At 52.9% G+C, this 12,180-nt stretch carries 13 protein-coding genes; 12 read left to right on the top strand and 1 reads right to left on the bottom strand.

Annotation, left to right across the window (positions count from 1 at the left end; genetic code table 11):
* Positions 1–32: 32 nt before the first annotated feature.
* Both ACESQ2_RS25060 and ACESQ2_RS25055 read left to right on the top strand, forming a co-directional pair.
* The gene (locus ACESQ2_RS25060; protein WP_032751995.1) at positions 33–1,298 is read left to right on the top strand and encodes an MFS transporter; all 1,266 of its coding nucleotides are present in this window, start codon (positions 33–35) and stop codon (positions 1,296–1,298) included.
* A gap of 54 nt (positions 1,299–1,352) precedes the next feature.
* Entirely contained in the window at positions 1,353–1,943 is a 591-nt protein-coding gene (locus ACESQ2_RS25055; RefSeq protein ID WP_373171482.1) for a DapH/DapD/GlmU-related protein, read from the top strand.
* A 132-nt stretch (positions 1,944–2,075) separates the two neighbouring features.
* Here the strand turns inward: ACESQ2_RS25055 and ACESQ2_RS25050 are convergent, their stop codons facing one another.
* A complete protein-coding gene (locus ACESQ2_RS25050; RefSeq protein WP_373171480.1) occupies positions 2,076–2,267 on the bottom strand; it encodes a hypothetical protein in 192 nt (63 codons plus the stop codon).
* 294 nt (positions 2,268–2,561) lie between these two features.
* On the opposite strand from ACESQ2_RS25050, the gene ACESQ2_RS25045 reads away from it, so the two are divergent.
* The 10 genes from ACESQ2_RS25045 (at position 2,562) to ACESQ2_RS25000 (ending at position 12,180) form a co-directional block, all read left to right on the top strand.
* Entirely contained in the window at positions 2,562–3,257 is a 696-nt protein-coding gene (locus ACESQ2_RS25045; protein WP_046877884.1) for a winged helix-turn-helix transcriptional regulator, read from the top strand.
* A gap of 323 nt (positions 3,258–3,580) precedes the next feature.
* Complete coding sequence (locus ACESQ2_RS25040) at positions 3,581–4,141, top strand: fimbrial protein (RefSeq protein WP_049069828.1); 561 nt, start codon at positions 3,581–3,583, stop codon at positions 4,139–4,141.
* Between the two features lie 71 nt (positions 4,142–4,212).
* Complete coding sequence (locus ACESQ2_RS25035) at positions 4,213–4,770, top strand: fimbrial protein (protein ID WP_046877883.1); 558 nt, start codon at positions 4,213–4,215, stop codon at positions 4,768–4,770.
* Positions 4,771–4,816: 46 nt separating this feature from the next.
* The gene (locus ACESQ2_RS25030) at positions 4,817–5,554 is read left to right on the top strand and encodes a fimbria/pilus periplasmic chaperone (RefSeq protein WP_032751745.1); all 738 of its coding nucleotides are present in this window, start codon (positions 4,817–4,819) and stop codon (positions 5,552–5,554) included.
* Positions 5,555–5,573: 19 nt separating this feature from the next.
* Positions 5,574–8,204 carry a fimbrial biogenesis usher protein gene (locus ACESQ2_RS25025; RefSeq protein WP_345911896.1) on the top strand — a complete coding sequence of 877 codons (2,631 nt, stop codon included), beginning with the start codon at positions 5,574–5,576 and terminating at the stop codon, positions 8,202–8,204.
* Positions 8,204–9,238 carry a fimbrial protein gene (locus ACESQ2_RS25020; protein ID WP_171820974.1) on the top strand — a complete coding sequence of 345 codons (1,035 nt, stop codon included), beginning with the start codon at positions 8,204–8,206 and terminating at the stop codon, positions 9,236–9,238. The genes ACESQ2_RS25025 and ACESQ2_RS25020 overlap by 1 nt, the downstream gene beginning before the upstream one ends.
* Before the next feature lie 131 nt (positions 9,239–9,369).
* Positions 9,370–10,410: a fimbrial protein gene (locus ACESQ2_RS25015; RefSeq protein WP_171820973.1), complete on the top strand. Its 1,041-nt coding sequence runs from the start codon at positions 9,370–9,372 to the stop codon at positions 10,408–10,410.
* A gap of 9 nt (positions 10,411–10,419) precedes the next feature.
* Complete coding sequence (locus tag ACESQ2_RS25010) at positions 10,420–10,962, top strand: fimbrial protein (RefSeq protein WP_046877882.1); 543 nt, start codon at positions 10,420–10,422, stop codon at positions 10,960–10,962.
* On the top strand, positions 10,962–11,477 hold the full coding sequence (locus tag ACESQ2_RS25005; protein ID WP_373171476.1) for a fimbrial protein: 516 nt from the start codon (positions 10,962–10,964) through the stop codon (positions 11,475–11,477). Before ACESQ2_RS25010 ends, ACESQ2_RS25005 begins: the two co-directional genes overlap by 1 nt.
* 7 nt (positions 11,478–11,484) lie before the next feature.
* A complete protein-coding gene (locus tag ACESQ2_RS25000; protein WP_373171474.1) occupies positions 11,485–12,180 on the top strand; it encodes a molecular chaperone in 696 nt (231 codons plus the stop codon).

The following is a 12,180-nucleotide window of genomic DNA, read 5'->3' as shown; positions in this document are numbered from 1 at the left end:
GCCGCGCGTCGGCCCTTTTTGAGGAATACACCATGAACCCGACCGTCTGTACCCATAAAAACAACCCCAATTTCTGGATTTTCGGGCTGTTCTTCTTTCTCTATTTTTTCATCATGGCCACCTGTTTTCCGTTTCTGCCGATCTGGCTATCGGACGTCATCGGCCTGAATAAAACCGAGACCGGTATTGTTTTCTCCAGCCTGTCGCTGTTTGCCATCTGTTTTCAGCCGATACTGGGTGTGATCTCCGATAAGCTGGGGCTGAAAAAGCATCTGATGTGGATCGTGACGGTGCTGCTGGTGCTGATCGCGCCCTTTTTTCTCTACGTTTTTGCGCCGCTGCTGAAAACCAATATCTGGCTCGGCGCGCTGAGCGGTGGGGCCTACATCGGCTTTGTGTTCTCCGCCGGCGCCGGGGCGATGGAAGCCTATATCGAACGCGTGAGCCGCAATAGCGGGTTTGAGTACGGCAAAGCGCGGACTTTTGGCTGCCTCGGCTGGGCGCTGTGCGCCACCACGGCGGGGATGCTGTTCAGCGTTAACCCCGAGTGGGTGTTCTGGATGGGGTCGGCCGCCGCGCTGGTACTGGTCGTGTTGGTGGCCATCGCGAAACCGCAGGCCAGCCAGACCGCGCAGGTAATGGACTCGCTGGGGGCTAACCGCTCATCGGTGGATTTAAAAACCGCCGTACGCATGTTCCGTCAGCGCAAAATGTGGATGTTTATTCTGTATGTCATCGGCGTCGCCTGCGTCTATGACGTTTTCGATCAGCAGTTCGCCACCTTCTTTAAATCCTTCTTTGCCACCCCGGAGTCGGGAACTCGCGCCTTTGGTTTTGCGACCACCGCCGGGGAAATATGCAACGCGATTATTATGTTCAGCTCGCCGTGGATTATTAACCGCATCGGCGCGAAGAATACCCTGCTGATTGCCGGCATGGTGATGGCGGCAAGGATGATCGGATCATCGTTCGCCACGACGGCCGCTGAAGTGGTGGCGCTGAAAATGCTCCATGCGCTGGAAGTCCCGTTCCTGCTGGTAGGCGCGTTTAAATATATTACCGGCGTGTTTGACGTCCGCCTGTCGGCGACGATTTACCTGGTTGGCTTCCAGTTTTCCAAACAGGTGGCGGCGATCTTTCTCTCCGCTTTTGCCGGGAATATGTATGACCGTATCGGTTTCCAGGATACCTATATGATCCTTGGCGGCATTGCGCTGAGCGTCACGTTAATCTCCGCCTTTACCTTATCGGGTAAGGCCACGTCGGAAAAGATGAGCGATAGCGCGATGACGGTTTAGAAAATAGTTCGATAATTCACAAGGATGGGATTGATAAATGAGGAAATATTGACCATGGATATGAAGGAAAGAATGAACAGCGGCGAGCTCTATCTTGATTCAGGATATGGGTTACCGCAGCAGCGGCTGATGGGCAAGGCGCGAGCTTACGAATACAACCACTCGCACCCCTTTAATCTGGAATTAAGAAACGACATTATTCAGCGGATGTTCGCCGCCGTGGGCGAGCAGTGCTGGATAGAGCCACCGATCCATTTGGCCTACGGCACCCACACCACCATTGGTGATAATTTTTACGCCAACTTCAACCTGACGCTGGTCGATGATGCCGACATTATCATCGGCAATAACGTGATGTTTGCGCCCAACGTGACCATTTCCACCGCCGGCCATCCGATTCATCCGGATCTGCGGCACACCCAGCAGCAGTTCTCTCAGCCGGTGGTGATTGAAGACGGCGTCTGGCTGGGCACCGGGGTGATTATCAACCCAGGCGTCACCATTGGAAAAAACTCGGTCATTGGCGCCGGCAGCGTGGTGAACCGTTCCATACCGGCAAACGTGGTCGCCGCTGGGGTCCCTTGCCGGGTATTAAGAGCGATCGCCGACAGCGATAAAGAGAAATTTCAGCTTTTTACAGCGTAACTTGTCGCGGCGCTGGGCGAGCATCGCGAAGCCTGGGCGCCCGCTTCATGCTCCGCGCGGGAAAATGCCAGGCAATTTGCCAGCAGGGACGTGCTTCCGCGGAATCTCACGATGCTTTTGCCTGACTATTCATTACGTAGCTACTGCGCGCGTTACGCAGAATGCTAATTTTTCGTGAAACTTAGCCCCTTCCATCATAATCAGACAAACGTTTGCCATCGTTATTTTCTCGTTTTTTTTATTCATTTCCTCAGCCTTTTTCAGCTGAGGAGGATAAGCGTTAATATGCTTTTTCAGTGCCTTTTTAATTATCATTTTAGCCATTATTTTTTATGATAATGTGATTTTTTATAGCGTTTTTATGTGGTTTTTATGTGAATGAATTTATCATTCATGAGTGGAAGGAGTAATGGTTTCTCCCTTCGTGAGAGTATTTTTTGCATTCAGAAAATGAGAATTTTTATGCTGATATATCAGTAAGATACGGCGAGTGAAAGAATGAGGGAAATGCTCTTAATGTTTTGATTTGTAGTGATATTTTAATTTTTTTTGTTTCGTCGATTTTTGGTGCTAGTATTTTAATTAAGTAATGTCGTAGGCTAAATAAGAGAGAAAATAATGTTTATTGTCGATGATGATTTTGACCGTGGTGCCTTACGCTCCTTTTCGTTTGGCCGTAATACCAAGCCCATATTAGCGGTCCAGCGTATTATGCAGGCGCTGCTGCCGGTTAGCACACCGCTTGAGTTGCAGCCGGATAATCGGTTTGATTTTTTTGATGCTGAAAATAACGCGAATATATTGCTTCTGCTCGAGGGAACCGGCGTGGTGTGCCATGATGAAAATAATATGGCGATAACTACGTTGTTTTCTCCCTCAGTGCTGGGGCTGATTGATGGATATAGTACCTTTTATGACGTTGAGGCCAGGCCGAAGCATTTTTTTTCTGCAGAAACACATTGTACATGTCAGCTAGTGCCGCTTGCTAAATTTGTGGAGATTATGGACGAGCAAAATCTCTGGCATGATATCGCCCGGATTCTGGCCCATCGGTTATTGGTCATGGCCATCCGCGAGAAGGAGTTTATTGGCGTGGAATCATTCATCATGATCCGGACGTTGATCCTGGAACTCGGCTCCTATCCTGAGGAATATCGCGAGCAGATTAACGTGCTCAATTTTATCCAGCGGCGCACCAATCTTTCCCGCAGCGGAATACTGTACGTCCTGTCTGAACTGCGCAAGGGGGAGTACATCAGCGTCCATCGAGGCGTGCTGAAGGGAATTAATAAACGAATTCCTATCGATTTTTAAATGCATTGATAACAATATACTAACAATAGCGCCTGTTTTTTAGATATGCCAGCTCTTTGCATTATTAACTTTATGATTTTTATACGTAATTATCATTATTGACTTGCATCAAATTCGAATGTCCAGTTTTGGACGAAAAAATTGATTTAGATTCATAAAACTTTCTGCAAGAATTATTCCCAGGACAACATGGAGTGTCTTCTTATATTTAAACCGTCTTTTTATCGCCGCGGGGGAACGTTCCCTGGTAATTGCTTCGGCTATAAAGAATAAGCGGTAATGAATGAGGGAATAAAAATCAATTTAATGTGTATGGATTAAAAATGAAAAAAGCATTTATGGTAAAAAGCGTTGTTCTGGCAATGGTTATGGCTGGCGGTATCTCTTCTGCAATGGCTGCAACCAGCGGGTCTTCTTCCACCGTTCAGGGCGGCACCGTTGAGTTTAAAGGCTCTGTTGTCGATGCGGCCTGTGCGGTAACCGCAGATACCACCAACCAGATCGTCAATATGGGTCAGGTTCGTCTGGCTGCCTTCACCGGTAAAGACTCCGTGGCTAACCAGAAAACCCCGTTCAGCATCAAGCTGGCTGACTGCGATACCACCATCGCTTCCCAGGCTTCTGTGACCTTCGACGGCAACGCGGCGGCGGGTGAAGCTGGCGTGCTGGACAACACTTCTGGCGCGGGCAACGCGGCAGGCGTCGGCATCCAGATTTATGACAAAGACGGCTCTGCGCTGGATCTGGGCACCGCGTCTCAGGCTGTGACGCTGATCGACGGCGACAACACCCTGAACTTCTCCGCTGACTACTACCAGACTGCGGATACCGCGACTGCCGGTAGCGTGGACACCACTGCCACGTTCAACGTGACTTACCAGTAAGGTCGCGTCAGTTATTTTCATTTAGGGATCCTGTGCCAGGGACGGCGGCTGTGTCATTGAAAGGAGTAGATATGAATTTCACTACACAACGGCTGAAGGCGTTTTTCCTCGCGGGGGCGTTTTTGTTTCCCGCTCTGGCACAGGCAGGCAACCACCACGTGGTGACGGTAAAGGGCGGCGACGTTGAGTTTCAGGGCGCCGTGGTCAATGCCGCCTGCGCGGTGGATGCCGGTAGCGAGGATTTGACCGTTGAGATGGGGCAGGTGCGCTCCAATGAATTTCATGGGCTGGGAAGCTGGACCGATCCGCAGGCGTTTACCATTACGCTGAAGGATTGCGATACCACGGTGAGCCAGCAAGTCAGCGTGGCCTTTCGCGGCCTGACGGATGGCAAAGATCCGGGGGTACTGGCGGTGACCGACGGTGCGCAGAGCGCGCAGGGCGTCGGGTTAGGCATTTTTGACAATCAGGGAAATCAAATTATCCCGAACACGCAGCCGATGAATTTTACCGCTATTCAGGACAATACGACCGTACTCAATTTTGTCGCCAAATATCGCGCGACCTCGAGAACCGTCGTGGCAGGGGATGCAAACGCACAAACCTGGTTCACGTTAACCTATTTGTAATTTCCTGATGCCGTCCGCGGCAAATCTTTATTGTGAAAGGCACTTTATGTCCGTTATTTCTTTTTCCCGCCTGTCTCTGGTTGCGCTGGCCTTAGCCGGTGCCGGTCTGGCTGTGCCCGCGGCGCAGGCGCAAACCGAAGCGCAGGCGCACGCCGCGGCGAACGGCGGGGTATCATTAGGTTCCACCCGCGTCATCTATCCGCAGGGCAATAATCAGGTCTCACTGGCGGTGAATAATACCGACCCGAAAGCCACCTTTTTAATTCAGTCATGGGTGGAAAACGCCAGCGAAAGTAAAAGCAGCGATTTTGTCATCACTCCGCCGCTGTTTGTGATGAAGCCGCAGAAAGAAAATACGCTGCGCATTATGTACGTCGGGCCGAATAATCTGCCGGCGGATCGCGAAAGCCTCTACTGGGTTAACGTGAAAGCGATTCCTTCGGCGGCAAAAGACACCAAAGGGAAAAATACCCTGCAGATTGCGGTGCTGAGCCGGATTAAACTTTTTGTTCGCCCGAAAAATCTGCCGATGGCCTCGATCGATGCGCCGGCGAAGCTGCGCTTCCACGAAAGCGGTAATACCCTGACGGTGAAAAACCCAACGCCCTATTATATGACGCTGGTACAGATCCACGCCGGTACCGCAACATTACCGACGACAATGGTGGCGCCAATGTCGCAGGCGGATTTAAAACTGCCGGCGAACGCGCAGGGAAATATCACCTTCCAGACCATTAATGATTACGGGGCAAACTCGCCCGAACAGAAAGCCATAATAGAATAATAAACAGGTCGGCAAAATAATGACGTTAAAAATAAAATATATCACCCTCGCGGTGATGCAGGTTCTATTTGCCCGCCGTCGGGTATACCGTATTATTTTGCCGGCAACCTTATCGGCATTACCGTTATCCGCGCTGGCGGATAACTATTTTAACCCTGCGTTTTTATCGGACGACCCTAACGCGGTGGCCGATCTCTCGCATTTCGAAAAGGGCGATAGCCAGGCCCCGGGTAAATATCACGTTGATATTTACCTGAATAAGCAGCTGGTCTCCACGGAAGACGTGAACTTTAAAGCGGCAAAAGGCGGCCAGGATGATACCGGGCTGGCGCCGTGCTTTACCACCGGGCGCCTGGAACAGATGGGGGTCAATACCAAAGCCTTCCCGGACCTGGCGAAGCTGGCGCCGGAGCAGTGCGTGCCCTTTGCCGCCATACCGGAATCCTCCACCGAGTTCGACTTTGAGCATCAGCAGCTGAACATCAGCGTGCCGCAGGCGGCGCTGAAGCAGAGCGCGCGCGGGTATATCCCCCCGGAAGAGTGGGACCAGGGGATCAACGCGCTGCTGCTGAACTATGACTTCACCGGCGGCAACAGCGGCGGTGATACCAAAGAGGACAGCTACTATCTTAACCTGCAAAGCGGTCTGAACCTCGGCGCCTGGCGCCTGCGCGACTACTCCACCTGGAACTACACCAGCGGCGAGGGCGACACGCAGAACAAGTGGGAGCATATCAGCACCTACGTCGAGCGCACGATTGCGCCGCTGAAGGCGGAGCTTACGCTTGGGGAAAGCTACACCCCGTCGGACGTTTTTGACAGCCTCGGCTTTCGCGGCGTCCAGATTGCCTCCGACGACAACATGCTGCCGGACAGCCTGAAAGGCTTTGCGCCGACGGTCCGCGGTATCGCGAAGAGTAACGCCAGGGTCACCATTAAGCAGAACGGCTACGTTATCTACCAGACCTACGTTTCGCCGGGCGCCTTCGCCATCAACGACCTCTATCCGACCTCGTCGAGCGGCGACCTGCAGGTGACGGTAAAAGAGAGCGACGGCAGCGAAAATACCTTTACCGTGCCGTACTCCGCGGTGCCGCTGCTGCAGCGCGAAGGGCGGCTTAAATACGCCCTGACCGCCGGGAAATACCGCAGCACCAACGATGATCAGGATGAGGTCAATTTCGCCCAGGGAACGGCGATCTACGGTTTGCCGCATGGCTTCACGCTGTACGGCGGTACGCAGGTCAGCAACGACTACCACGCTTTTGCGCTGGGCGCCGGGCTGAACATGGGGGACTTCGGCGCGATCTCCGCCGATATCACCCAGGCCAACAGCACCCTCGCCGACGGTAGCCAGCACGACGGCCAGTCGGTGCGCTTCCTCTACGCTAAGGCGCTGAACGATCTCGGCACCAACTTCCAGCTGCTGGGCTACCGCTACTCGACGGAGGGGTTCTACACCCTCGACGAGACGACGTATAAAAACATGAGCGGCTATACCGGCGACAATGAGTGGAAAGATGAGGATCACGACGGCAAGCAGGATAAGCCGGTGTGGACCGATTACTACGATCTCTACTACACCAAAAAAGGCAAAGCGCAGCTCAATATCTCGCAGCAGGTCGGCAAAATCGGCTCGATTTTTGTCACCGGCTCCGAGCAGACCTACTGGCACACCGATGAGAAAGATCGCATGTTGCAGGTGGGCTATAACGGCAGCTGGAACGGCATCTCCTATAGTCTGACGTGGAACTATGACAAGTCGCCGGGGGAAGACGAGGCGGATCAGATCTACGCCTTTAATATTTCGCTGCCGATTGGCCAGTGGCTCTCCAGCAACCATAGCGCGGATATCTACCGTTCGGCCAACACCACCAATATGAGCTTTGGCACCACCACCGACCAGCACGGTAAGACCACTGGGACCACCGGCATCAACGGGACGCTGCTGGCGGATAACAACCTGAGCTATAACGTGCAGGAGAGCGACGGCAACCACGGCACCAGCAACAGCGGCAACGCCAACATGAGCTATCAGGGCACCTACGGTAACCTGCAGGCCGGCTACAACTATAGCGACGGCTATCACCAGGTGAACTACGGTGTCAGCGGCGGCGTGGTGGTTCACCGCAACGGCGTTACCCTTAGCCAGCCGCTCGGTGACACCAACATTCTGGTGAAAGCGCCGGGGGCGGCCGGGGTCGAGCTGGAAAACGCCACCGGGGTGAAAACCGACTGGCGCGGCTACGCGGTGATCCCGTACGCCACCACCTATCGCCAGAACCGCGTGGCGCTGGATACCAACTCCATGGGGCAGAACGTCGATATTGAAGACGCGGTCACCAACGTGGTGCCGACCCAGGGGGCGCTGGTGCGCGCCGAATTTAACGCCCACGTTGGGGTGCGCGCGCTGATGACCCTGATGCATAACGGCAAGCCGGTGCCGTTCGGCGCCACGGTTAGCCAGAAGGCGGGCAACAGCACCATCGTCGGCGACGACGGCCAGGCCTACCTCGCCGGGCTGCCGTTGAACGGTATGCTGGAAGTACAGTGGGGCGAGGGCGCCGGACAGCACTGCATGGTGAAATACCAACTTCCGGAGAGCGCGAAGCAGCAGCCGGTGAATAAATTAAGTGAAAGGTGCCAGTGATGAAATTAATATTATTAATAATGATTATTCTCAATGTCATTATTTGCAATATATCCCCTGCGAATGCAGCTTCTGGGGATTGTGTCCCTGTTGGTGGCATACAAACAATGGCTGTTTCAATGGGAACAATCAATGTAAACGATACCTCTAAAAATAAACCTGGAACTAGCTTTGTTGATGTCTATACTTGGAACTTAGGTAAACAGTATCAGATGGAATGTGATTGTACGGGACTAAATAACCCTACGCCATATTATGAAACACAAACAAATTTACCTGTTGGGCATTCAGATGGTGATAAACAATACTATAAGTTAAATGATTACCTTGAGGTTTCCACATCTATCTATTTGGGTGGCCAATATAGCAATTATAAAGAAACACCATGGGTTGATGTAACAGCTGGTAACTATCTGGCTAATTGTACAACTTCGGGATCTATTCATAATGTAAGTACAGGTAGCCAAGGGAAGGTATCGTTATACATTACTAAGGCCTTTGTTGGTACAGTAAATATACCCTCGACGCTAGTTCAATCAGTATTAATCTCTGGAATTAAAGGTGTTTATGCTGCTGGGCCTGTGGCTAGTGTATATATTTCTGGGCAGGTCATTGTCCCTCAAACCTGCACTATTAACGCCGGGCAAATCGTAACCGTTGATTTTGGCTCCTTTATGTCGGGCGAATTTAAAAATAAGGGCCAGATGCCCGCCGGCTATACGCCGAAAACGATCACCGTACCGATCAAATGTAACGGGATGGATGCTAACGCCAGCTTAACCCTGCGCTTCCAGGCGGAAGCCTCGGCTGATGAACCGTCGGCGATTAAAACCAGCAACGACGATGTCGGCGTGCAGATCACCGATAGCAGCGGCAAGGTGATTGAGCCGAACAGCGGCCTGCTCCCGTTCCAGCTGGACGATAACCTGCAGGCGACGGTGACCTTCCACGCCGCGCCGATTAGCACCACCGGAAATGCCCCGGCAGAGGGGACCTTTTCGGCGACAGCCTATATTCGCGTTGACTTTGCCTGAAGCGCAAAAATCGATAAATGGCGTAGTGGTGGTATCGCAAATCGCGAGCAGACAATAACGTCAGATGCAATATTAACGATCTGAAATCCTGAAGCGGTATCCGGTCAGTATATATAGTAAAAGGTCTGGTAATGAAAAAATGTATCGCTCTATCAATTGTGCTCATGGCCTTGATAAAGTTAATCAGCGTTCCTGTATATGCTACCGATTATCCTTCTGGTTCATGCTATCTTCCTGATGGATCTACAAAAGGAACGTATGATTTTAATATCAATACGGTCGTATCCGATCCCACGAAAAACACATCCGGGGAGATTTTACCCGCCGTGAACTCGAGCAGTAGCGGTTCATTCTCCGTTGAGTGTTCTTGCCAGAGTGATTCGGTTTTTTATACGCATCAATGGACAACAACGGATCTGGTTTCGTCGGGAGCCTCCGGTAGTTTAAATTTTTATAAAGCCAACGACTATCTTTCAGTGGCAGGAGAAATTAAAAACCCCGGTGACGGCACATATTATCCTTTGCCTTTGGTTGACTTATATAAGCCCGTTGGGAATGGCATGTTATGTAATAGCGTGACTTCAGGCTTTCATTTTGGCAATGATGTTAGAGTTACGTTCAGAATAGATCGTAAATTTGTTGGGACGGTGAGTTTGCCGCATATAAAATTATTTGATTTATGGTACACCGTCGGCAGTGATTTTGTGCAAGGCTCGCCAGTGGCTACCGCTTATATTGATGGCCAAATATCGGTCCCCCAAACCTGCTCAGTTAACGCCGGGCAGATCGTGACCGTTGATTTTGGCTCATTTATGTCGGGCGAGTTTAAAAACAAGGGCCAGATGCCCGTCGGCTACACGCCAAAAACGATTTCGGTACCCATTAAATGTAATGGCATAGAGGCCAATGCTAATTTGACGGTTCGCTTCCTGGCAGACGCCTCGGCGGATGAACCGGCGGCGGTTAAAACCAGCAACGATGATGTCGGGGTGCAGATCTCCGATAGCAGCGGCAAGGTGATTGAACCTAACAGCGGCCTGATCCCGTTCCAGCTGGATGACAACCTGCAGGCGACGGTGACCTTCCACGCCGCGCCGATTAGCACCACCGGAAACGCCCCGGCAGAGGGAACCTTTTCGGCGACGGCCTATATTCGCGTTGACTTTGCCTGAGGAAAAAAGATGAAACCGGCAACACTATTCTTTCCCCTGTTGATGACCCTCGCGGGCGTTCATAGCGCCAGCGCCGATGATATTGATAGCGGCCAGGTCGAGCTGGATATGACCGGCACTATCGTCGCGGAAAGCTGCGATATCGACACCGCCAGCCAGAACCAGACTATCCATATCGGCGATTTCAGCGCCGGGATATTTCAAAGCGTCGGCGATGCCTCGGAGTGGAAGCAGTTTGATATCAAATTAAATAACTGCACCTCGGCGATCAGCCAGTCGACGGTGGCGTTCAGCGGCACCGCGGATGGTACCGACCCGTCGCTGTTAGCCCTCTCCGATACCTCCGGCGGCGGCAATATGGCCAGCGGCGTGGCGATTGAGCTGCTGGACAGCAGTATGAACACCATTGCGATCAACAGTACCGATAACGCATACCCGATTACCCAGGGAAATAACGACCTGACGTTTCGCCTGCGCTATAAAGCTACTGCGGTGCCGGTTACGCCCGGCAACGCCTCTTCGGTACTCTATTTTGATGTGAGCTATCAATAATGAAAAAGACGATCCTGCTGTTATCGCTATCCTGCTTGTCCTGCTCAGCGCTGGCCCACGACGGCACCGTTAACATTACCGGCACGATCCAGGGAAACACCTGTACCGTGACCACCGATACCGCGAACCAGCAGGTGACCCTGGGCGACATTGCAGCGAAACAGTTTACCGCGGCCGGCAGCGTGTCCCAGCCGATAGCGTTCACCATCGGGCTGGAAAACTGCGGCAGCGCGGCGTCGGCGGTCTCATTAACCTTTACCGGCGAGGCGGATACGACCAACAGCGCCCTGCTGGCGTTAACCAGCCAGGCGGGTAGCGCCGCGGGCGTCGGGGTGGCGATCTTAGACAGCCAGCGTACGCTGGTGCCGCTGAACAGCGCCAGCCGCCAGTATACGCTCGACCCGCAGCAAACCAGCCAGAACCTCACCTTTTACGGTGAGATGGTAGCGACGAGCAGCCCGGTTACCGCCGGCAGCGTTGACGCCACGACCACCTTTAGCCTGACCTATCAGTAGCCTGTCCATGTTGAGAAAAATCGCTGTACTGCTGGCGCTCAGCGCCTTATCCCTTCAGGCGCAGGCGGGCGTGGTGATCGGGGGGACCCGCTTTATTTATAATGAGGGTAAGCCGTCGATATCGTTCCGGGTGATCAATCAATCGCCCTCGCGCTACTTGATTCTGAGCAAAATTGTTGCCGATGGCGACCCGCAGGCGGCGGTACCCTTTGTGGCGACGCCGCCGGTCTTTGCGCTAAACGGCCATAAAGAAAATGAAATTCGCGTGATGTACACCAGCGGCCAGCTGCCGGCGGACCGCGAAAGTCTGTTTTGGGTCACGGTGGCCAATATCCCTCAGGCCGACAGTCAGCAGCAGAATACCCTGCAGATTGCGGTGCGCAGCCGCATGAAGCTGTTCTACCGCCCGAAAGGCGTACAAGGGGATTCACAGCAGGCTTATCGCCAGCTGACCTGGCGGCGCCAGGGTAAAATGGTAACGGTGCAGAATCCGACGCCGTTTTACGTCACGCTGCTGAATATGCAGGCCAATGGTCAGAGTATCGCCAACGCCGGGATGGTCGCGCCGCTTTCCAGCCGCTCGGTGGCGTGGTGTCCGGCGCAGGGCGGCTGCGCGCTGCAGTGGCAGACCCTTAACGACTATGGTCGGGCCATGCCGGCCATGCATATTTCGCCCGATGCGCAGGCCAGGAAGGGGCAATAA

Source organism: Klebsiella sp. Q11, assembly GCF_964241505.1.
Lineage (GTDB): Bacteria > Pseudomonadota > Gammaproteobacteria > Enterobacterales > Enterobacteriaceae > Klebsiella > Klebsiella michiganensis.
The sequence above is the reverse complement of the archived record's forward strand: the minus strand, read 5'-3'. Positions and strand labels throughout refer to the sequence as shown.

Excerpts from the sequence above, each read along its gene's own strand:
- ACESQ2_RS25040 (WP_049069828.1), top strand. The coding sequence starts at position 3,581 with ATGAAAAAAGCATTTATGGTAAAAAGCGTTGTTCTGGCAATGGTTATG.
- ACESQ2_RS25030 (WP_032751745.1), top strand. The coding sequence starts at position 4,817 with ATGTCCGTTATTTCTTTTTCCCGCCTGTCTCTGGTTGCGCTGGCCTTA.
- ACESQ2_RS25055 (WP_373171482.1), top strand. The coding sequence starts at position 1,353 with ATGGATATGAAGGAAAGAATGAACAGCGGCGAGCTCTATCTTGATTCA.
- ACESQ2_RS25035 (WP_046877883.1), top strand. The coding sequence starts at position 4,213 with ATGAATTTCACTACACAACGGCTGAAGGCGTTTTTCCTCGCGGGGGCG.
- ACESQ2_RS25020 (WP_171820974.1), top strand. The coding sequence starts at position 8,204 with ATGAAATTAATATTATTAATAATGATTATTCTCAATGTCATTATTTGC.
- ACESQ2_RS25000 (WP_373171474.1), top strand. The coding sequence starts at position 11,485 with ATGTTGAGAAAAATCGCTGTACTGCTGGCGCTCAGCGCCTTATCCCTT.
- ACESQ2_RS25025 (WP_345911896.1), top strand. The coding sequence starts at position 5,574 with ATGACGTTAAAAATAAAATATATCACCCTCGCGGTGATGCAGGTTCTA.
- ACESQ2_RS25010 (WP_046877882.1), top strand. The coding sequence starts at position 10,420 with ATGAAACCGGCAACACTATTCTTTCCCCTGTTGATGACCCTCGCGGGC.
- ACESQ2_RS25015 (WP_171820973.1), top strand. The coding sequence starts at position 9,370 with ATGAAAAAATGTATCGCTCTATCAATTGTGCTCATGGCCTTGATAAAG.
- ACESQ2_RS25005 (WP_373171476.1), top strand. The coding sequence starts at position 10,962 with ATGAAAAAGACGATCCTGCTGTTATCGCTATCCTGCTTGTCCTGCTCA.
- ACESQ2_RS25045 (WP_046877884.1), top strand. The coding sequence starts at position 2,562 with ATGTTTATTGTCGATGATGATTTTGACCGTGGTGCCTTACGCTCCTTT.
- ACESQ2_RS25050 (WP_373171480.1), bottom strand. The coding sequence starts at position 2,267 with ATGGCTAAAATGATAATTAAAAAGGCACTGAAAAAGCATATTAACGCT.
- ACESQ2_RS25060 (WP_032751995.1), top strand. The coding sequence starts at position 33 with ATGAACCCGACCGTCTGTACCCATAAAAACAACCCCAATTTCTGGATT.